The sequence below is a fragment of the Streptomyces sp. ADI95-17 genome, from assembly GCF_003846175.1.
Taxonomy (GTDB): Bacteria; Actinomycetota; Actinomycetes; order Streptomycetales; family Streptomycetaceae; genus Streptomyces; species Streptomyces sanglieri.
On sequence record NZ_ML123044.1, the window covers coordinates 769,245 to 788,868 of the forward strand.

Below are 19,624 nucleotides of genomic sequence, written 5' to 3' on the forward strand. Positions count from 1 at the left end.
CGGCGGCCGCGGCGGCGACGAAGGTGGCCGTGGCGGCGACCGTGGTGGAGACCGCGGCGGCGACGAGGGTGGCCGCGGCGGCGACGAGGGTGGCCGCGGCGGCGACCGTCCGCGTGGTGGTGTCCACGCCGGCGGCGGCTTCATGGCCACTGTGATCACCAGTGACGACGAGGGCGGCCGCGGCGGCGACCGCGGCGGCGACGAAGGTGGCCGTGGCGGCGACCGTGGTGGCGACGAGGGTGGCCGTGGCGGCGACCGCGGCGGCGACCGTGGCGGCGACCGCGGTGGCTACGGCGGCGACAAGGGTGGCCGCGGCGGCGACCGCCCCTACGGCGGCGTCCACGCCGGCGGCGGCTTCATGGCCTCCGTGATCACCAGTGACGACGAAGGCGGTCGCGGCGGCGACCGCGGCGGCGACCGTGGTGGAGACCGCGGTGGTTACGGCGGCGACCGCGGCGGCGACCGTGGTGGCTACGGCGGCGACCGTGGCGGTTACGGCGGCGACCGTGGCGGCGACCGGCCCCGTGGTGGCGTGCACGCCGGTGGTGGCGGCATGGCGATGACCGGTGGCGGTCTGGCCGCCGGCTCGGCGCTGCTGCTCGGCGGTGTCGGCGTCGGCGCGTACAAGCTGCGCCGCCGCCAGTCGACGGGTGGCGCGATGGCCTGACCGGGCCGAACCACCGGCCGGTCGTTTCGTTGTCGCGGCCGCTGCCCCTCGGGGCGGCGGCCGCGGCGGCTGCGTTTCCCCCCTGATAAGCCCCGGATAAGCCCGGACCTCCTCCCCCTCCCCCCGCTCTCCCCCTCGACACCGCACAACCGAAAGGCACGTTCCCATGGCCGCCCCGCAGTCGACCGGCTCCACCCCCACCCGGACTGCCCCCCGAACCACACTGGGCCGCGCCCTGATGTGGCCCGCCGTGACAGCCGGGCTCGGCATGGTCCTGATCTACAACTCCTTCGGCACCTCGGTCGACGACAAGCCGCCGGCCTCGCCCGCCGCCGTCTCGTCCGCCGCACCCGAGGTCCTCGGCTCCCACGCCGCACCCGCCCCCGTGACCTCGTCCAAGGCCACCGTCGGCCCGGCGATGGAGCGTTCCGTACCGGAGCGTCTGCGGATCGCGGACATCGGCGTGAACGCACCGTTCACCGAGCTCTCCATCGGCGCCACCGGTCAGCTGGACGCGCCGCCCCCCAACGACAACAACCTGGTCGGCTGGTTCAAGGACGGCGCCACCCCCGGCGAGCGGGGTTCCGCGATCGTGGCCGGCCATGTCGACACGATGACCGGCCCCGCCGTCTTCCTCCAGCTCCAGTACCTCAAGCCCGGGGCCAAGGTCGACATCACTCGCGCGGACGGCTCGGTCGCCACGTTCAAGGTCGACTCAGTCGAGCAGTTCAGCAAGGCGAAGTTCCCGGACGACCGGGTCTACGCCGACACCAACTCCGCCCAGTTGCGCCTGATCACCTGCGGCGGCGCGTACAACAAGACCGCGAAGGACTACGAGGACAACGTGGTGGCCTTCGCCCACCTCGACACCTTCAAGAAGGGCTGACCGACGACGGCCGCCGTTGGTGCGGCACAACCATCCGCCGGGCCGCCGGGTCGTACGGGGCAGTACGGGAGCTCATCCCGCACTGCCCCGACTCACGTTCCGAGCACCGGAGTTGACCGACATGCCCGCTCTCTCCCACCGCCGCCGCCTGGCCGTAGCGACCGGCATCGTCCTGGTCGCCGGGGCCGTCGCGGCGCCCGCCGGCCACGCCGCCGCAAGGTCGTCCGCCCCCACGGCGCAGTCGTCCGCGCCCGCGGCAGGCACCCCGAGCCCGAAGCGCCTGCACGACGACTTCAACGGCGACGGCTACCCCGATGTCGCCGTGGGCGCCCCCATGGCCGCCCTCGGCGACCCGGAGAGCGGCGCGGGCGCCGTAAGCGTCCTCTTCGGCGGACCCGGCGGCCTGTCCTCCGCCCACAAGCAAGTGCTGACCTGGCCGGACCGCCCGGGCATCAGCAACCCCGAGGACGCCCGCTACGGCAAGAACCTGCGCAGCGGCGACCTTGACGGCGACGGCTACGCGGATCTCGTCAGCCGCCCCTGGGCGTACCGGGCCAACGGCGAAAAGGGCACGGTGCTGACCGTCAACTGGGGCGGCCCGTCCGGCCTTTCGAAGAACGCCATGCTCCTCAAGCCCGTCCCCGGTGACCAGGCCTACGGCTTCGGCGACCTGGCCGTGGGCGACGTCGACGGTGACGGCATCGCCGACGTCGCGGTGCACGACGCACGGCTCGGTGGCCACATCCTGCACGGTCCGATCGACCGCACCGGCAAGTGGAGCAGGATCGGTTCGTTCTCGGTCGAGGGCACCGACCTGCTCGACATCTCGGAGACCGCCGTCGGCGACGTGACCGGCGACGGCGTGGGCGATCTGGTGATCCTCGGCTTCGGCCCGGACGACCCGTGGCAGCAGCACACGTATCTGCTGAAGGGCGGTCGCACCGGGCTCTCCGCCCCGGTCGAGATCAAGGACGCGGACGGAGCCGGTGTCGGCGGCACCTCCGTGGGCATCGCCGACCTGGACAAGGACGGCCACGGGGACATCGTCATCGGGCACGGCGACGGATCGACGCACCTGACCAACCCGGCGCAGAAGGGCGGCGCGCTGTTCATCTCGTACGGCGGGCCGAAGGGGCAGAGCACCACCCGCAAGCCCGTCTGGATCAACCAGGACTCCGAAGGCATCTCGGGCACCGCCGAGGCCCACGACCTGATGGGCTACAGCCTGGCGCTGGGCGACACGGACGGCGACGGCTATCCCGACATCGCCACGGGCCTGCCGGGCGAGGGGATCAACGGCATCCGCGAGGCCGGCCGGGTCCTGGTCCTCAAGGGCGGCCCGAAGGGCGTGAGCGGTGCGGGTTCCAAGGAGTTCGGCCAGTACACGGCCGGGGTTCCGGGGGTCGCCGAGGCGGGCGACCAGTTCGGCGGGGCGCTCGCGCTGGGCGACTACGACGGCAAAGGCCGGGCGGAAATGGTGGTCGGCGACCCGACGGAGAACGGCAGCCGGGGCGCCCTGTGGATCTTCGGTACGGATGCCACCGGCATCATCGCCAAGGGTTCCGTCTCGTTCGGCGCGGCCACGATCGGCGCCCCGACCGGCCCGTCCCAGTTCAGCGAGACGCTGACCGACTGACCGTACGGGGGGCGGGGCGCAGCGGCTGTACGAGGCCGGCCCTTCCCCGCCCCTCCCGGACCGGCCGGGCGTCATCCTCTGAACCCACGCCCCCGGTGAACTGACCCCAGAACGGGTCAATTGCCTTTCTCCTGGCGTTAGTTGTTGCGCACAAGCCGATTCGGCGCGACCGCCGGTGCACACCTCTTGACGTTCCCCGCGCGGCGGCGGAACCATCGAGTCCCACTACGAGAGCGCTCTCAGAGCGCTCTCGCGGTAGTTCGTCGTGCACTCGAACCACGACTCAGGAGAAGTGTCCTCATGCAGGCTCCCCCCACAGCACCCCCGCGCCGCCGGAACCGGATCCTCGGATTCGCCGCGATCGCCGCCGCACTGCTCATCTCCGCCCCCACCGCCCCGGCCGCCTACGGTCAGGACGCGCAGGAGATCGTCGGCGGTGGCGACCTGGGCCCCAACGTCCTGGTCTTCGACCCCTCCACACCCGACATCCAGGGCAAGGTCGACGAAGTCTTCAAGAGGCAGGAGTCGGCGCAGTTCGGTGACGGCCGCTACGCGTTGTTCTTCAAGCCGGGCACGTACAACAACATCAACGCGCAGATCGGCTTCTACACCTCGATCGCCGGTCTCGGGCTGAACCCGGACGACACCACGTTCAACGGCGATGTGACGGTCGACGCCGGATGGTTCGGCGGGAACGCGACCCAGAATTTCTGGCGGTCGGCGGAGAATCTGGCCCTCAACCCGGTGAACGGCACCGACCGCTGGGCCGTCGCCCAGGCCGCGCCGTTCCGCCGGATGCACGTCAGGGGCGGGCTGAATCTCGCACCCGACGGCTACGGCTGGGCGAGCGGCGGCTACATCGCCGACAGCAGGATCGACGGCCAGGTCGCGCCGTACTCGCAGCAGCAGTGGTACACCCGGGACAGCTCGGTCGGCGGCTGGAACAACGGGGTCTGGAACATGACGTTCTCCGGCGTCGAGGGCGCGCCCGCACAGAGCTTCCCGGAACCCCCGTACACCACGCTCGACACCACCCCCGTGTCGCGCGAGAAGCCGTTCCTCTACCTCGACGGGGACGCGTACAAGGTGTTCGTGCCCGCCAAGCGCACCGACGCGCGCGGCACTTCATGGGGCAACGGCACACCGCAGGGCGAGTCGATACCGCTGGACCGGTTCTACGTGGTGAAGCCCGGCGCGAGCGCGGAGACCATCAACGCCGCGGTGGAGCAGGGCCTGCACCTGCTGTTCACGCCCGGTGTCCACCACGTGGACCGGACCATCGAGATCGACCGCGCCGACACCGTGGTGCTCGGTCTGGGGCTCGCCACGGTCGTCCCGGACAACGGGGTCACGGCCATCAGGACCGGCGATGTGGACGGTGTGAAGCTCGCCGGTCTGCTCGTGGACGCCGGTCCCACCAACTCGGACACTCTGATCGAGATCGGCCCGAAGGGCGCGACCGCGAGCCACGCGGACAACCCGACATCGCTCCAGGACGTGTTCGTGCGGGTCGGCGGCGCGGGCGCCGGCCGGGCCACCTCCGCCATGGTGATCAACAGCAACGACACGATCATCGACCACACCTGGCTCTGGCGCGCCGACCACGGCGAGGGCGTCGGCTGGGAGACCAACCGGGCGGATCACGGCCTCCAGGTCAACGGTGACAACGTCCTGGCGACCGGCCTGTTCGTCGAGCACTTCAACAAGTACGACGTCCGGTGGTCCGGCGAGAACGGCCGGACGATCTTCTTCCAGAACGAGAAGGCGTACGACGCCCCCGATCAGGCCGCCATCCAGAACGGCGACACCAAGGGGTTCGCGGCCTACAAGGTCGACGACTCGGTGAACCGGCACGAGGGCTGGGGTCTGGGCAGCTACTGCTACTTCAACGTCGATCCGACGATCCGTCAGGACCACGGATTCCAGGCGCCGGTGAAGCCCGGGGTGAAGTTCCACGACCTGCTGGTGGTCTCGCTCGGCGGCAAGGGACAGTACGAACACGTCATCAACGGCACGGGCTCGCCCACCTCGGGTTCGGACACCGTTCCGTCGCAGGTGGTGTCGTTCCCGTAGCGCCGGGAGCGCGTACGCGGCGGGGCCCGGTCGTCGCGACGGCCGGGCCCCGCCGTGCGGTCGGTGCGCCGGGCCCCACGTACGGCCGTTCCGGGTCGCGGTGCAGAATCATGTGACTGCGCTGCCGGGCCGCTCGTGCACGGGGCTCCGTCAGCCGCGGACGGCGGGCAGCTTCCCCTCGACCCGTGGGGCGAGTTCGTCCAGGCCCTTGCAGAGGTCCTGCTGGGTGGGCTCGACATCGGACACACCCAGGAACTCCGAGAGCTTCAGCTCGGCGGACGAGGAGCCGTCGATCTCGAAGAGGAGTGCGCAGCTGACGTCCGTGCCGGGTGTCGTGTTCCGCCAGACCCGGCGGCCGTCGACCGCGGGCCGCTCGGAGAACTTCTCCCCGGCGGACGTGCCGAGGGCCGCCAACACCTTGTCGGCGGACGAGTCCCGGAGCGTCAGGACCAGGGCGGTACTCGCGCCCTCGAAGAACTTCGTGCCCTGCCACATGCAGTCGGCCGAGGAAGTGAGCCGGGCGGCGTCGTGGAGCTGGTACTCGTCGAGTTCGTCCTTCGTGAAGAAGTCGCACGCCTTGATCTGCGCGATGCCGGAGGGGCGCGGCGCGGGCGGCGGCGGTTCGGACGAGCAGGCGGTGAGCGCTCCGCCCACGGTCATCAGCGCTATGCAGGCGATCAGCAGATCCCGGCCCCTCATCAACCCACTCCTCATGGTTCGTCGTGTCCCACGCCGAGGTCGGGTCCCGCATCGGCACGGAGGCGGGTCGGCGGATCCACCGTAGCGACTCCGCCGTTGCCGCATCAGGGGATCGGGACCGGTCCGGGCGCGAATACAGTGGACTCATCAGTCCATTCGTAGGAGGCGGATCGTGCGCGGGGAGCTGACGGCGAAGGGAAGGGCGACCCGGAGCCGGATCGTCGAGGGGGCCGCGGCGGTGCTGCGGGAGAGAGGCGTCGCTTCGGCGACGCTGGACGACATCATGGCGCGGACCCGCACCAGCAAGAGCCAGCTGTTCCATTACTTCCCGGCCGGCAAGGACGAACTGCTCGTCGCCGTCGCACAGTTCGAGGCGGATCACGTCCTGGAGGACCAGCAGCCGTATCTGGGCCGCCTGGACTCGTGGGAGGCCTGGGAGCAATGGCGCGATGTGGTGATCGAGCGCTACGAGGCCCAGGGGGACGAGTGCCCGCTCGGTTCGCTGTTCCTTCAGATCGGGCGCTCGACGCCCGGGGCGCGGGCGATCGTGATCGAGCTGATGCGCCGCTGGCAGGAGAGCCTGGCGGCGGGCATCCGCTCGCTCCAGGCGAACGGCCGGCTTCCCGCCGGGCTCGATGTCGACGCCAGGGCCGCCGCACTGCTGGCCGCGATCCAGGGTGGCGTGTCGATCCTGCTGTCGACGGGCCGGTCCACCCATCTGCGCGCCGCCCTCCACCAGGGGATCGCGGACCTGCGCCGCGCAGGCGACGCGGTGGCGTGAGCCGGCGCCCGGCCGGTTCGGTCGGTGACCGTGCCGGGGCGCTCGGTGACCTCGGCCGGTTCGGTCGGTGACCTCGGCCGGTTCGCGCGGCGGCCCGGGGCGGTTCGCGCGGCGGCCCCGGCCGGGGCGATGGAGCGGGTCAGCCGGCGATGACGGCGACGGCGGTGCGGCCGCCGTCGACGTCGAGCACGATGCCGTGCACGAAGGACGACTCGTCGCCGGCCAGGTAGACGGCGGCGTTCGCGATGGCGTCGGGAGTACCCATCCGGCCTGCGGGGGTGCCCTTCATCATGACCTCGGCGGAGTGGCTCTCACCGGCGGCGGGCGCCAGCACGACGCCCGGCGAGATCGCGTTCACGCGTACGCCCTGCGGCCCGAACTCCGCCGCCCAGGCCCGGGTCAGGGTCTCCATGGCGCCCTTGGTGGAGCTGTAGAGGGCGCCGACCGGAACGCCCAGCCGTGCGATCCAGGAGCCCAGGTTGATGATCGCCCCGCCGCCCGCCTCCGCCATGGCGGGCGCGACGGACGCGGTGAGGAAGAACGGGGCCTTCACGTTGACCGCGTAGACCTGGTCGAAGGTCTTCTCGTCGGTGGCCGCCGTGGTGTCCCCGGGGTAGATGCCCGCGTTGTTGACCAGGACGTCGATGCGGCCGCCGAGGACCCGTGTCGCCTCCCGGGCCAGCGCCTGCGAGGCGGCGGCGCTGCCGTCCAGCGCGGCCCGCACGAAGTCGGCGCGGCCGCCGCGGGCGCGGATGCCGTCGACGACCTCCTTGCCGCGTCCGGCACTGCGGCCCGAGACGACGACGTGGGCCCCCTCGGCGGCGAACGCCTCCGCGATGGCCCGTCCGATGTTGCTGGTCGCTCCGGTCACCAGCGCGGTCCTGCCCTCAAGGCGCGTCGACATGGTCCACTCCATTGCTCGGTCCTTCGCCATGAACCCGCACGACCGAACCGCATACCGTGTTCGACCGGCCGGGGGCCCTGGAAAGCCAGGGCGGAGTGCCACTGTGCGACGACAGAATTGGACCTGCAAGTCCAAAACTTCCGGCGCGACGGCGCGACGGCGCGCGGCCCGGCGGCCCATGCGGCCCGGCGGCCCATGCGGCCCGGCGGCGCTAGCATCAACTCATGGGCGTCAACATCATGTTCAATTTCGAGGTGGCCGGGCTGGCCGACGAACCACAGACCAATTCCGTGCTGAGCGCGCTCGCCGAACTGCTGGCCGAGGAGGGCCTGCGGGACCACGAGGTCGCCCTGGGCTGGAGCATCCAGGACGGACGGCACTGGATCACCGGCGAGACCGACTACCCGATCGGCATCAGCCGCTTCTACGCGTGGCGCCCGCACTTCGAAGGCGCGCTCCAGGAACGCGTCCGCACCGTCGCGCCCGCTGCCACGGCTTCGATCAACTGGCGTTACATGGACGAAAACTGACCGCACCCGGCGCGGCAGGCCCGGCGGCCCCCCTCGCCCGAACCGTCCCGGCGGGCTACAGCCAGCCCTTCTCGCGGGCGATACGGACCGCCTCGGCGCGATTGCGGGCCGCCAGCTTCTGGATCGCCATGGAGAGGTAGTTGCGGACCGTCCCCTGCGAGAGGTGGAGGGCGGCCGCGATCTCCGCGTTGGTGGAGCCGTCCGCCGCCGTGCGCAGCACATCGCGCTCCCGCTCGGTGAGCGGGCTCGCCCCGTCGGCCAGTGCCGCCGCCGCGAGAGTGGGGTCGATGACGCGTTCCCCGGCGAGCACCTTGCGTACCGCGGCGGCCAGCTGGGAGGCCGGGGCGTCCTTCACCAGGAAGGCGTCGGCGCCCGACTCCATCGCCCGGCGCAGATAGCCGGGGCGGCCGAAGGTGGTGACGACGACGACCTTCACGGCCGGGAGTTCGCGCTGCAGGACGGCCGCCGCGTCGATGCCGGTCATGCCCGGCATCTCGATGTCCAGGAGCGCCACGTCGATGTCGTGCTCGTGGGCGGCGGCCAGTACCTCGTCCCCGCGGGCGACCTGGGCCACCACCTCGATGTCGGGTTCCAGACCGAGGAGCGCGGCGAGGGCCTCGCGCACCATGGACTGGTCCTCGGCCAGGAGAAGTCTGATCATGCTCATTCCGTGGATCCTAGGCCGGATTCCAGCGGAACACTCAAGGTCAGGGTGAAGCCTTTACCGGAACCGGAGTTGCCGGCCGAGGTCCGCAGCGTGCCGTCGACCGTGGCGAGGCGTTCGCCGATGCCGGTGAGGCCGTTGCCCGGCTTCGTGCCGGAGGGGCCGACGCCGTCGTCGGAGACGGTGAGTTCGAGGAGCCTGCCGTCCAGGGTCTGGCGCGGGGCGAGGGTGACCGTGCAGTGCCGGGCCCCGCTGTGCCGTACGACGTTGGTGACCGCCTCCCGCAGCGCCCAGGCGAGCACCTCCTCCGGCTTCTCGGGGACGTCGTCGGGGGCCTCGGCCGGAACGTCGGCCGTGATGCCCGCGGCGGCGAGTGCGGTACGGGCGCCCGCGAGTTCGCCGGGGAGGGTCGGCCGGCGGTAGCCGGTGACCGCGCCGCGTACGTCGATCAGAGCCTGGCGGCTGACCTGTTCGATGTCCGCGACCTGGGCCGCCGCCTGCTCCGGGTGGTCCGGGAGCATCCGTCCGGCCAGTTCGCTCTTGAGCGTGATCAGGGAGAGCGAGTGGCCGAGCAGGTCGTGCAGATCGCGGGCGAGCCTGAGCCGTTCCTCGTTGGCGGCGAGCTGGGCGACGGTCGCCCGGGCCTCGCGCAGCTCGATGGTGGTACGGATCAGCTGCCGTACGCCGGTCATCGAGAAGCCGCCGAGCAGCGCCGGGAAGACCAGGGCGGTGATGACCTCGCGGGGGTGGTCGCCGGTCAGGCCGATGCCGACCAGGACGGCCGTGACGACGGGGATGAGCCAACGGGACGTCCGCAGCGGCAGGGTGGCCCCGACAGAGACCGCCACGTACACGAAGAGCACCAGCCACGGGGTGCCGAGCGTCAGGGTGAGGACGACGGACAGGAGGCCGAGGAAGGCGATCGCGGAGTGGAGCAGACGGCGGTCCAGGGGCTTGGTCGTGTGGCGGAAGACCAGCAGCAGGTAGGCACCGACGAAGGTCAGCAGGCCGAGCGTGCCGAGCGCCGTCGCCCAGGGGGTGTGGTTGCCGTCGGCCAGGTCCTTGACCGGGGCGCTCATGAACGCGAGCCAGATGCCGATCCAGAGCAGTTTGATCCAGAACTGCTTGCGGTTCGTGGGCGGGCTCCCGAGGCCCACGGACGTCACGTCGTCGTTCACGCCTTCAGGGTGTCCTTCCGGTAGAGCCAGGCCGCGCCGCCCGCGAAGACCAGGAAGTAGGCGCAGAGGATGGCGACGTCCTTGGCGTGCGGCGATCCGCCCATCTCGATCGCCTGGCCGAGAGAAGCGTACGCGTGCGTCGGCAGCCACTCGGAAATGTTCTGGAGCCACTGCGGGAAGGTCGCGCTGGGCATCCACAGGCCGCCGAGGATGGAGAGCCCGAAGTAGATGATCATGGTGAGCGGGCGGACCGCGTCCCCGCTGGCGAGGTAGCCGATGGCGACGCCGAGCGCGGCGAAGACCAGCGAACCGGCCCAGATGACCCCGGCCAGCGCGAACCACTGCCAGGTCTCGACCCGTACGTGCTTGACGGCGGCGGCGACCAGGAAGACCACCACGATGCAGGGCAGGGTGACCGTCGCCGCGCTGGCGATCTTCGCCAGGATGTAGCCGCGGCTGGGCAGTGCGGTGAGCCGCAGCTGGCGGACCCAGCCCTTCTCGCGCTCCTTGGCGATGCGTTCGCTGTTGCCCATGAGGACGGCGGTCAGCGCTCCGAAGGAGGCCATCGAGACCATGAAGAATGCCTGGAAGGTGAGTTCGGTGTGCGGGATCCGGTCGGTGGTGTTCTGGGTGCCGGAGATGAGCAGGTAGATCACCGAGGGGTAGATCACCGAGAAGAACATGAACTTCTTGTTCCGCAGGGTGCGGGTGACTTCGAGCCTGATCAGTGTGTTCATGCGGTCCTGGCCTCCTCGGCCTCGGTGATGGCGACGAAGGCCTGCTCCAGGCCGAGTCCGGCGACTTCGAGTTCGCGCGGGTAGAGGCCGAGTCCGTACACGGCGTGGACGGTGGCGTCGGCGTCGTGCGACTGGATCCGGACCCGGTTGCCGGTGATGTCGAGCGCGGCGAGGAACGGCAGCCCGCGCAGAGCCGCTTCGTCGACCGGGCCCTGAAGCTCGAAGGAGATCCGGCGGGCCCCGGCCTTCGCCTTGATCTCGGCGGCGGTGCCGTCGGCGAGCAGCCGGCCCTTGTGCAGGACGAGGACGCGGTCGGCGATCGCGTCGGCCTCTTCGAGGTAGTGGGTGGCGAACAGGACGGTACGGCCCTGCTCGGCCTGTTCGCGCATGGTGGCCCAGAAGGCCTGCCGGGCGGTGACGTCCATGCCGGTGGTCGGCTCGTCGAGGACGATCAGGTCGTTGGCGCCGGCGGTGGCCAGCGCGAAGCGGACGCGCTGTTCCTGGCCGCCGGAGAGCTTGTTGACCATCCGGTCGGCGATCTGCGCGATCCCGGCGCGGGAGAGCACCTCCGCCACCGGGAACGGCTTGGGGTGCAGGTCACAGGCGAGGCCGACCAGCTCCTTGACCGTGACGTCCTCCATCAGGCCGCCGGTCTGGAGCATCGCGCCGACCCGGCCCGCGGCGATGGCGTCCTGCGGGGTCGTACCGAACACCTGGACCGAACCGGAGTCGGCGGTGCGCAGCCCCAGCAGCAGATCCAGGGTGGAGGACTTCCCGGCGCCGTTGGGGCCGAGGAGCGCCACGGTCTCGCCGGGGTGCAGATCGAGGGTGAGCCCGTCGACGGCGCGTACGGCTCCGTATGCCTTGCTGACCTGGTCGAAGCGGACCGCGGCGGTCCTCGCTCCGGTGGCCTCGGCGGTTGTCGTTGTCATGCGTCAAGCGTGGCGGAGGAGGGGGTGGCCGCGGCAGGGCCGCCGGTCGTGGAAACGGGATGACAGATGTCATGCGGTGCGCATGACTCCGCTGCCGGGGCCGTGGTCCGGACACGGCGCCGCCCCCGGCCGGGGGTCCGGTCGGGGGCGGGCGGTGCGTTCGGCGGGGCGGCGGTCAGCCGTTGCCGTCGAGCTCGATGACGACGGTCCGCTCGGCGGGGGTCTTGCCGAGCAGTGCGGTCTGCATGGCGTGTGCCACGTCGTCCGCGCCGAGCTGGTGCTTCTTGCCGTCACCCTTGGTGATCATGATGCCGTCGAAGACGCCGTCGCAGAGGGTGTCGATGGCCTTCTTGTCGTAGTGCTCGATCAGCCGTCCCTTGATCGGCACCATCGAGAGGATCTGCGGCAGCGACTTGGCCGGGCCGAACTGGATCTGCTTGGGGCCCGCCTTGATGGTGATCAGGCCGGACATCGCGGGCTTCGCGAACTCCTTCATCGCCCGGTCCAGTTCGGCCTGGTCGATGGTGGGTTCGCTGGTGGTGACGGGCAGTTGGACGACCTTCGTCCGGCCGGTCTGCACCTGGGCGCGGTACGCGTCGCGCACCGAGGTCATCGACTGGTTGACGTCCAGCGTCTTGCCCGACTTCCCGGGTACGGCGACGGCCTTGCCCGGCTCGAACTTGATCGTGCCGTCGTTGGCCGAGCCGGAGACGCCCGCCAGGTCCGTCAGCGCGACGCCGAGCTTCTCCTTGTCGACCGGGATCACCGGGTCGACGACGCGCTTGCCGCCGAACAGCGAGCCGATGACGGAGACCGGGTTGTAGTCGCTGCCGGCCGCCGAGCGCACGGTCTCCTGGCTGTCCAGGGCGAGCCCGGCCTTGTCCGGTACGAGCTGGGTCTTCCTGCCGTCCACCGACAGCTGGAGGGGGGCCACGGCGCGCTTGCCGAGGGCCGCGTCCAGCTTGGTGACGCCCTCTTCCTTCGTGCCGCCGCCGATGTCGACGCCGAGGACGGTGGTGCCCTTGGGCACGTCGGAATGGTTCATCAGCAGCCCGGCGCCGTACGCGACACCGAGCAGCGCGACGACACCGACGCCGAGGAGGACCAGCTTGGAGCGGCCCTGCTTCTTCGCGGGCGCGGGCGCCGGTTCGGGACGCGGGGCGGGGACGGGCGACGCGGCGGCGGGACCGCCGGGCCCGGCCGGTCCGGTGCCCATCGGGTCGTCCGGACCGCGGGACGGCCCATCGGGGCCGCCGGCACCGGGCTTGCCCGGGAACAGGGACGGTGCCCGGCGCTCCGGCGGTACGACGGGGATGCCGCTGGTGAGCGTGTCACCGGAGACGTTGCCGCCGGGGCCGGAGGGGGCCGGGGCCGCGAACTGCGGCGTGAGCACCGCGGTGTCGTCGGACATCCGCGGCGGGCCACCGGGGGCGCCGGGCCCCTGCGGGCCCGCCGGACCGCCCGGACCCACCGGGCCGGGGCCGGAGCCCATCGGACCGGAGCCGGAACCCATGGGGCCGGAACCCATGGGGCCCTGGCCGCCGGGTCCGCCCGGTCCGCCCAGGTTCGGCGTGAGGGACGAAGTCCCGGTGACCGGGCCCGTGGTGGGTCCGGCGGGGCCGGGGGTGCGTACCCCGAGGTTCGGCGTCGGGTGCGGGCCGCCGGACGCGGGCCCACCGGTCCCGAAGTCGTCGGGGCCGGGCGCGCCCTGGTCGCCGGCGCGCTGCGGGCCGTCCGAGAAGTACGGCAGATCGGCGCGGGGCGGGGCGGGCGGCGTGGGCGTGGCACCCCTGATGCCCTCGGCGCCACCGGCCGTACCGCCGCCGGACGTACCGCCCGCGACCGAGGTGTTCGTGGGGGGCTTGCGCGGGGCGAACCAGTCGCTGCCGCTCTTCTCCCTGGCCGGCTTCTCGGCGGACGGTTCCGCGCTCGCGGAATCGGTCCGGGCCTCGGCGGCCGGCGCGGTGTCGGACGCGGCCGGCGCACCGTCCGCCGCGGGCGAACCGGGGCGCGGGATGCTGCCGGTGCGCTCGGCGTCGGCGCCGTCGGCGCCGCCCACGGGCGTACGCATGACGACGGGCGGGATCGGCCGCGAGCCCGGGATGTTGATCCGGATGCGCGTCGTCAGCGTCGTCTCGGTCCTCGGCTCCTCGGAGCGGGACGGCTCCGCAGGCTCCGGGGCCTCCTCCGGGGCATCCTGCGAAGGGTGCAGCGACGGATACTGGCGGGATCCGTACGGCGGCGTCCCCGAGGGGTACGCGGCTCCTCCGCGCCCCTGGGGCCCGGAGGACGAACTGTCAGTTTCACGACTCAAAGCAGGTTCTCCCGATTGGCTCCGCCGCCCGTACTTCCCCCATGCGCAGGCCTGGGGACGGCCAGGAGGATGCTGGAAATCTTGGCCGGATCGGGGAGTGGCACCCGGCGCGTGCAGCTGCAAGGCGCCGGAGCGTCCTCTTAGCGGAGCTATCGGGGCGTTTCGGTAACGCCACAGATGTGCGTGCCAGGCGCCACAAGCCCGGTCAAGATCTTCAGCGCCCTTCCAGGCGCGCGAACCACCATACTGGCCGCCGCCGACGGACACCCCGCGACCGGGGGAAACGGCCGCGCGGACGCCGGACGGACCGGAGGCATCACGGGAACGGACGTGTCCCATTACCTGCCAGGTCGGCCGCTGTCGGCACCCTGTTGGGGCGACCGCGACATGGTGGCACAGATCACAGCGACGGCCATCCCGCCCAGCATGAAGAGAGTGAGGCCGAGTTCGTCGCCGAAGACATAGTCGCCTTCCGGGCGTCCGCCCAACAGAACGACGATCGAAATCAGCCATCCCGCAGCGGGTGCCAGGGCTCCGAGCTGGGTGCCGAAGAGCCGGCGCCCACCGTGGAAGAGCCCGGCGGCGGCCAGCAGCGCGAGCAGCAATCCGGCGGGGAACCAGGCGGCTTGGACGAGCGCCCCGGCGATCCCGACCAGCGCGCCCAGCACGGCGAGGCCCACGTAGGCGGCGATCCGGCCGGGGTCGAGGGGGGCGGCGAGACCGGTGGCCGCGGTGGAGCCGGAGGGGGTCGAGGGGCGCGGCGCGCGCTGCTTGCCGCCGCTCATCGCTCCGCTCCCGCGACGCCCGCGAACAGGTCGTCCTCCCGGACCCCCCGGGGGGCTCCGGATTCGCCGCGCACCAACTCGTAGTACTCGGTGGTGAAGACGGGCTGGCCGAGGTCGTTGGAGAGGGCGAAGAAGGGGCCGTCCACGGCGATCTGGGTGACGTGCGCCCGCATCGCGGCGCTCTTGGCGGCGGCGTGGGCCGAGCCGTCGATCCGCGCGGTGATCCTGGAGTCGTCGACCACGCCCGGTACGTCGTCGATGGCGGCGATGCCCGGGAAGGCGTCCGGCGCGGTCTCCCGGAGGCGGGCGAAGCCCTCCTCGGCGACCGAGCGGGGCACCCGGTTCCAGTAGATCTTGGCGACGGTGTGCGGGGCACCGGCCCCGGTGCGGTGTCCGGGGTCGGCGGCGAGGTCCGCGGCACGCATCGCGACACGGTGCGCCTGGATGTGGTCGGGGTGTCCGTAGCCGCCGTCGGGGTCGTAGGTGACGAGGACCTGCGGGCGCACCGAGCGGATCACCTCCACCAGGTGTCCGGCGGCCTCGTCCACGTCGGCGGCCCAGAAGGCGCCGGGGCGGTGGTTCTGTTCGGCACCCATCATTCCGGAGTCGCGGAAGCGCCCGGGGCCGCCGAGGAGCCGGTGGTCGGTGACCCCCAGCTCCTTCATCGCCGCGTCGAGCTCACCCCGGCGGTACGGGCCCAGGGTGTCGTCCCGGTCGGCCGCGAGATGGGCGAGGGAGGGCGGGATGACCTCGCCCTCCTCACCGAGCGTGCAGGTCACCAGGGTGACCTGGGCACCCTCGGCCGCGTACTTGGCCATGGTGGCGCCGTTGTTGATCGACTCGTCGTCGGGGTGCGCGTGCACCAGGAGGAGGCGCCGGGCGGGATGGTCCGTCATGGGGACCACCCTACGAGCCGGGCGCACCGATCACCGCCCGCGTCACCACCGCGCACCGACCGCCGACGGGCCGGGCCTCAGAACTTGAGGCTTCCGATCATGCCCGCCACATTCGTGGTCAGGTTCGAGATGCTCGGCGCGATCGACGAGCTGGCGAGATAGAAACCGAGCAGTGCGCAGACCACCGCATGTCCGCCCTTCAGTCCGGATTTCCGGATCAGCAGGAAGACGACGATCGCCAGCAGCACCACCGCCGAAATCGAGAGTGCCACGGCGGTTCACCTCCATCAGTACGGTCGGGACGGGCAGCACACATGGAGCCAGCAGGTTCATACCCACCGAGCGCTACGGATCATAACTATCCGTCGCAACGCATTGATCGGGGCACAGCAGCACGAGGGGCGCACGACCGGGCGGTCGGTGACCGGTGCCGCCCGTCCGGATCGGGCCCGTCGGGCCCGGCCCGGTCCGAACGGAAGGGACTAGGTTCGGTACATGACTTCCCAGCAGATCTCGTTTCCCCGTCAGCACGCCAGGACCATGCGATTCACCCTCGGCGCCCCGAGGTCGTTCACCGTTTCGCCCGACGGTGAGCGGGTGATCTTCCTGCGGTCGGCCTCCGGTACGGACCGGTCGGGCCGGTTGCTGGTGCTGGATCTGTCCAAGGACGGCGCCCTGGAGGAGCGGGTGGTCGCCGACCCCGAGGCCCTGCTGGGCGGTTCGGCGGAGCGGCTGTCGGCGCAGGAGCGGGCCCGGCGCGAGCGCAGCCGTGAGGGCTCCTCGGGGATCGTCGGCTACGCGGTGGACGCGGCCGCCGAGTTGGCCGCTTTCGCGCTCTCGGGGAAGGTGTACGTCGCCGGACTGCGGGCGGGCACGGCCCGTGCGCTGCCGGTTCCGGGCCCGGTGATCGACCCGCGACCGTCACCGGACGGACGACACATCGCATATGTGTCCAAGGGTGCGTTGCGCGTCGTGGGTGCCGACGGCGACGGTGACCGGGCGCTCGCCGAGCCGGACGGGGACGATGTCTCGTACGGTCTCGCGGAGTTCATCGCGGCCGAGGAGATGCAGCGTTCGCGGGGCTTCTGGTGGTCTCCGGAGTCGGACCGGCTGCTGGTCGCCCGGGTCGACAACGGCCCCGTGCAGCGGTGGTGGATCTCGGACCCCGCGCACCCGGACCGCAGGCCCGCCGAGGTCGCCTACCCGGCGGCGGGGACGCCCAACGCCGATGTGCGGCTCTTCGTGCTGGGCCTGGACGGCGCCCGTACCGAAGTGGTCTGGGACCGGGCACGCCACCCCTATCTGGCGCAGGTGCACTGGTCGTCGGACGGGGCGCCGCTGCTGCTGGTGCAGTCCCGTGACCAGCAGAGCCATCTCTTCCTCGCGGTGGACCCGGAGACCGGTTCGACCCGTACGGTGCATGCCGACGAGGATCCGGTATGGCTGGAAATCTTCCCCGGAGTGCCCGCCTGGGCGCCGGACGGCCGGCTGGTGCGGATCGCGGACGAGGGCGGGGCCCGGGTGCTCGCGGTCGGCGACCGGCTGCTGACCGGGGCGCAGTTGCAGCTCAAGTCGGTCCTGGACATCGGGGAATCGGACATCCTGGTGTCGGCCTCGGCCGGTGAGGAGGCGGCCGAACCGGAGATCGGCGAGACCCATGTGTACCGGGTCAACGAACTGGGCGTAGAACGAGTGTCCGAAGGGGTCGGGGTGCACTCCGCGGTCCGCGCGGGCGGGGTGACGGTGCTGGTCAGCCACTCCCTCGACCGCTCCGGGGCCCGGGTCGAGGTGGTCCGGGACGGCAGGCGGATCGCGACCGTGGCGAGCCACGCCGAGGAGCCGGTCCTCTCCGCCCGGGTGCGACTCACCGAGGGGGGCGCACGGCGAATTCCGTGCGCCGTGCTGCTCCCCGAGGGGTACGAGGAGTCGGACGGGCCGCTGCCGGTACTGATGGATCCGTACGGCGGACCGCACGGCCGCCGGGTGGTCGCCGCCCTCAATCCGCATCTGACGTCGCAGTGGTTCGCGAACCAGGGCTTCGCGGTCGTGGTCGCGGACGGCCGGGGCATGCAGGGGCGTTCACCCGGCTGGGAGAAGGCGGTCAAGAACAACCTGGTGCTCTCCGTGGACGACCAGGTCGAGGCGTTGCAGGCGCTGGCCGGGCGGTTCCCGCTGGACCTCGGCAAGGTCGCGATCCGCGGCTGGTCGTTCGGCGGATACCTGGCGGCGCTGGCCGTGACGCGCCGGCCCGAGATCTTCCACGCGGCGGTGGTCGGCGCCCCGGTGACCGACCAGCGGCTGTACGACACCCACTACACCGAGCGCTATCTCGGCGACCCGGCGAAGCAGCCCGAGGTGTACGCGCACAACTCGGTGATCACCGACGAGGGGCTCTCGGAGGCCGCCGAACAGGTGCGTCCGATGATGATCGTGCACGGTCTCGCGGACGACAACGTGGTGGTCGCGCACTCGCTCAAGCTCTCGTCGGCGCTGCTCTCGGCCGGGCGCCCGCACGAGGTGCTGCCGCTCAGCGGGGTGACGCACATGACCCCGCAGGAGCAGGTGGCGGAGAATCTGCTGCTGCTCCAGGTCGACTTCCTGAAGCGGTCGCTGGGGCTGCTCGGCTGAGAGGCTGTCGGGTGCCCCTCCCCGTCACCAGCCGGGCGGCGGCTGGGACGGAGGCGGCGGCCCGAAGACGCCGGGGCGCGGATAGCCGTACCCCTGTCCGTAGCCCTGGCCGGGCAGGGACGGGGGTGCGGCCGGGCCCGGCAGGGCCAGCGCCAGCAGCACCGCCGCTCCGGCGAGCACCTCGAAGAACCCGGTCGCCACGGTGAGCTGGACCTCGATCGGCAGATCGGCGAAGTTCTCCAGCAGCTTCTCGTGCACCGACCGGGCCACTCCCAGCCCGCCGGCGCCCAGCAGCAGAGCGGCGGCGATCAGGCCGAACGGCCGGGCGGGCACGGCGCGGACCAGCGCGCTCGCCGCCGCGAACAGGCAGAGCAGCGCCAGGACGGCCGTGAACCAGCCGGGCGGCGGGTCGGTGAGCCCCTGGAAGATCCGGTCCCCGCCGAGGAACCAGTCGGGGTAGATGGAGGGGATCCGCACCGCCTGGCGGATCTCCCAGGCGATAGTGACCGCTCCCGCCGCGCCGAGGAAGAGAAAGGCGATCACCCCCGCGCCCTGCCCCGGCCGGGCCGGGACGGTTTCGGAGGGGTCGTGCGGTGCCCGGCGGCCGGCCGCTGCGGTGATGATCAGCGCGATGCCCGCCGCGAGCGACGCGAAGGCGCAGAGCAGGGCACGGGTGCGCAGGTCGTCGACGAACCGGGTGTCCATCCGGGGCTGGCCGATGTTCCAGAGTCCGGGCAGCCGCACCACGAGCGTGAGCACTCCGGCGGCGACCAGCGCGGCGCCGGCCACCGAGGACCGCAGGGCCGCGACGGCCACGGCGAGATACACCACGCACAGCACCACGTCGTACGGCGAAGTGGTCGGCCCCAGCGACATCCGGGCGTCGCGGAACCCGGCCCAGTAGTGCCACAAGTGCTCGATGCCGTCGGCCGCCCTGACGTCCCGTACGACCCAGCCCGCGACGATCAGCGCGAGCGCGGCGCAGAGAACGGCTCCTGTGACCCTTGCCCCCCGAGTGAGTATCACCCGAGCGATACTCCACCGTCCCCGCCGACCGGACAAGGGGTTCACCGGCGTGGTGCGTCAACAGGCGACCGGCCGGGAGGACTTGACGGCCTCCCGGCCGGTACACGGCACCCGCACGGCCGTACGCCGACCATGCTGGCCGGTCCGTGTCTCGGCCGCGAGACGGACGGATTGCCCGCGCGTTAACGGGGCGGTCAGCCGGCCCGCGAGCTCCCGGACGGCGCGGCCCCGCCCTCCCCATCCGACGCCCCGCCCTCCCCGTCCGACGCCTCGCCCTCCCCGTCCGAC

Annotated in this window: 18 protein-coding genes; 6 read left to right on the forward strand and 12 right to left on the reverse strand. The window is 71.9% G+C overall.

Going from position 1 to position 19,624, the window contains the following annotated elements:
• The coding region (locus tag EES42_RS44565) for a hypothetical protein (protein ID WP_206433353.1) at positions 1–538 on the reverse strand (538 nt) is incomplete at its 3' end.
• Between the two features lie 295 nt (positions 539–833).
• On the opposite strand from EES42_RS44565, the gene EES42_RS03325 reads away from it, so the two are divergent.
• The 3 genes from EES42_RS03325 (at position 834) to EES42_RS03335 (ending at position 5,262) form a co-directional block, all read left to right on the forward strand.
• Complete coding sequence (locus EES42_RS03325) at positions 834–1,553, forward strand: class F sortase (RefSeq protein WP_124716569.1); 720 nt, start codon at positions 834–836, stop codon at positions 1,551–1,553.
• A 121-nt stretch (positions 1,554–1,674) separates the two neighbouring features.
• Positions 1,675–3,189 carry an FG-GAP-like repeat-containing protein gene (locus EES42_RS03330; RefSeq protein WP_124716570.1) on the forward strand — a complete coding sequence of 505 codons (1,515 nt, stop codon included), beginning with the start codon at positions 1,675–1,677 and terminating at the stop codon, positions 3,187–3,189.
• A gap of 300 nt (positions 3,190–3,489) precedes the next feature.
• Entirely contained in the window at positions 3,490–5,262 is a 1,773-nt protein-coding gene (locus tag EES42_RS03335) for a coagulation factor 5/8 type domain-containing protein (RefSeq protein WP_124716571.1), read from the forward strand.
• A 150-nt stretch (positions 5,263–5,412) separates the two neighbouring features.
• Here EES42_RS03335 and EES42_RS03340 read toward each other — a convergent pair whose 3' ends face one another.
• On the reverse strand, positions 5,413–5,961 hold the full coding sequence (locus EES42_RS03340; protein WP_124716572.1) for a DUF3558 family protein: 549 nt from the start codon (positions 5,959–5,961) through the stop codon (positions 5,413–5,415).
• Positions 5,962–6,133: 172 nt separating this feature from the next.
• On the opposite strand from EES42_RS03340, the gene EES42_RS03345 reads away from it, so the two are divergent.
• The gene (locus tag EES42_RS03345; protein ID WP_124716573.1) at positions 6,134–6,742 is read left to right on the forward strand and encodes a TetR/AcrR family transcriptional regulator; all 609 of its coding nucleotides are present in this window, start codon (positions 6,134–6,136) and stop codon (positions 6,740–6,742) included.
• Positions 6,743–6,881: 139 nt separating this feature from the next.
• Here EES42_RS03345 and EES42_RS03350 read toward each other — a convergent pair whose 3' ends face one another.
• Positions 6,882–7,646 carry an SDR family NAD(P)-dependent oxidoreductase gene (locus tag EES42_RS03350; RefSeq protein WP_124716574.1) on the reverse strand — a complete coding sequence of 255 codons (765 nt, stop codon included), beginning with the start codon at positions 7,644–7,646 and terminating at the stop codon, positions 6,882–6,884.
• 224 nt (positions 7,647–7,870) lie between these two features.
• On the opposite strand from EES42_RS03350, the gene EES42_RS03355 reads away from it, so the two are divergent.
• Entirely contained in the window at positions 7,871–8,176 is a 306-nt protein-coding gene (locus EES42_RS03355; RefSeq protein WP_124716575.1) for a hypothetical protein, read from the forward strand.
• Positions 8,177–8,231: 55 nt separating this feature from the next.
• Here the strand turns inward: EES42_RS03355 and EES42_RS03360 are convergent, their stop codons facing one another.
• From EES42_RS03360 to EES42_RS03400, 8 genes are all read right to left on the reverse strand, one after another.
• Positions 8,232–8,843: a response regulator transcription factor gene (locus EES42_RS03360; RefSeq protein ID WP_124716576.1), complete on the reverse strand. Its 612-nt coding sequence runs from the start codon at positions 8,841–8,843 to the stop codon at positions 8,232–8,234.
• Positions 8,840–10,018, reverse strand: a complete 1,179-nt coding sequence (locus EES42_RS03365; RefSeq protein WP_124716577.1) for a sensor histidine kinase — start codon at positions 10,016–10,018, stop codon at positions 8,840–8,842. Before EES42_RS03365 ends, EES42_RS03360 begins: the two co-directional genes overlap by 4 nt.
• Positions 10,015–10,755 (reverse strand): ABC transporter permease, encoded by a 741-nt coding sequence (locus EES42_RS03370; protein ID WP_124716578.1) that lies wholly within the window; start codon positions 10,753–10,755, stop codon positions 10,015–10,017. The genes EES42_RS03365 and EES42_RS03370 overlap by 4 nt, the downstream gene beginning before the upstream one ends.
• The gene (locus tag EES42_RS03375; protein ID WP_124716579.1) at positions 10,752–11,687 is read right to left on the reverse strand and encodes an ABC transporter ATP-binding protein; all 936 of its coding nucleotides are present in this window, start codon (positions 11,685–11,687) and stop codon (positions 10,752–10,754) included. Before EES42_RS03375 ends, EES42_RS03370 begins: the two co-directional genes overlap by 4 nt.
• 175 nt (positions 11,688–11,862) lie before the next feature.
• Positions 11,863–14,001 carry a hypothetical protein gene (locus tag EES42_RS03380; protein ID WP_241196220.1) on the reverse strand — a complete coding sequence of 713 codons (2,139 nt, stop codon included), beginning with the start codon at positions 13,999–14,001 and terminating at the stop codon, positions 11,863–11,865.
• Positions 14,002–14,339: 338 nt separating this feature from the next.
• Complete coding sequence (locus tag EES42_RS03390; RefSeq protein ID WP_124716580.1) at positions 14,340–14,786, reverse strand: DUF6113 family protein; 447 nt, start codon at positions 14,784–14,786, stop codon at positions 14,340–14,342.
• Positions 14,783–15,682 carry an N-acetyl-1-D-myo-inositol-2-amino-2-deoxy-alpha-D-glucopyranoside deacetylase gene (gene mshB, locus EES42_RS03395; protein WP_124716581.1) on the reverse strand — a complete coding sequence of 300 codons (900 nt, stop codon included), beginning with the start codon at positions 15,680–15,682 and terminating at the stop codon, positions 14,783–14,785. Before mshB ends, EES42_RS03390 begins: the two co-directional genes overlap by 4 nt.
• 77 nt (positions 15,683–15,759) lie before the next feature.
• A complete protein-coding gene (locus EES42_RS03400; RefSeq protein WP_093896879.1) occupies positions 15,760–15,954 on the reverse strand; it encodes a hypothetical protein in 195 nt (64 codons plus the stop codon).
• A 223-nt stretch (positions 15,955–16,177) separates the two neighbouring features.
• Here EES42_RS03400 and EES42_RS03405 point away from each other — a divergent pair, with 223 nt between their 5' ends.
• Positions 16,178–18,310: a S9 family peptidase gene (locus EES42_RS03405; protein ID WP_124716582.1), complete on the forward strand. Its 2,133-nt coding sequence runs from the start codon at positions 16,178–16,180 to the stop codon at positions 18,308–18,310.
• A 24-nt stretch (positions 18,311–18,334) separates the two neighbouring features.
• Here the strand turns inward: EES42_RS03405 and EES42_RS03410 are convergent, their stop codons facing one another.
• Entirely contained in the window at positions 18,335–19,336 is a 1,002-nt protein-coding gene (locus tag EES42_RS03410) for a hypothetical protein (RefSeq protein WP_124716583.1), read from the reverse strand.
• Positions 19,337–19,624: the final 288 nt, after the last annotated feature.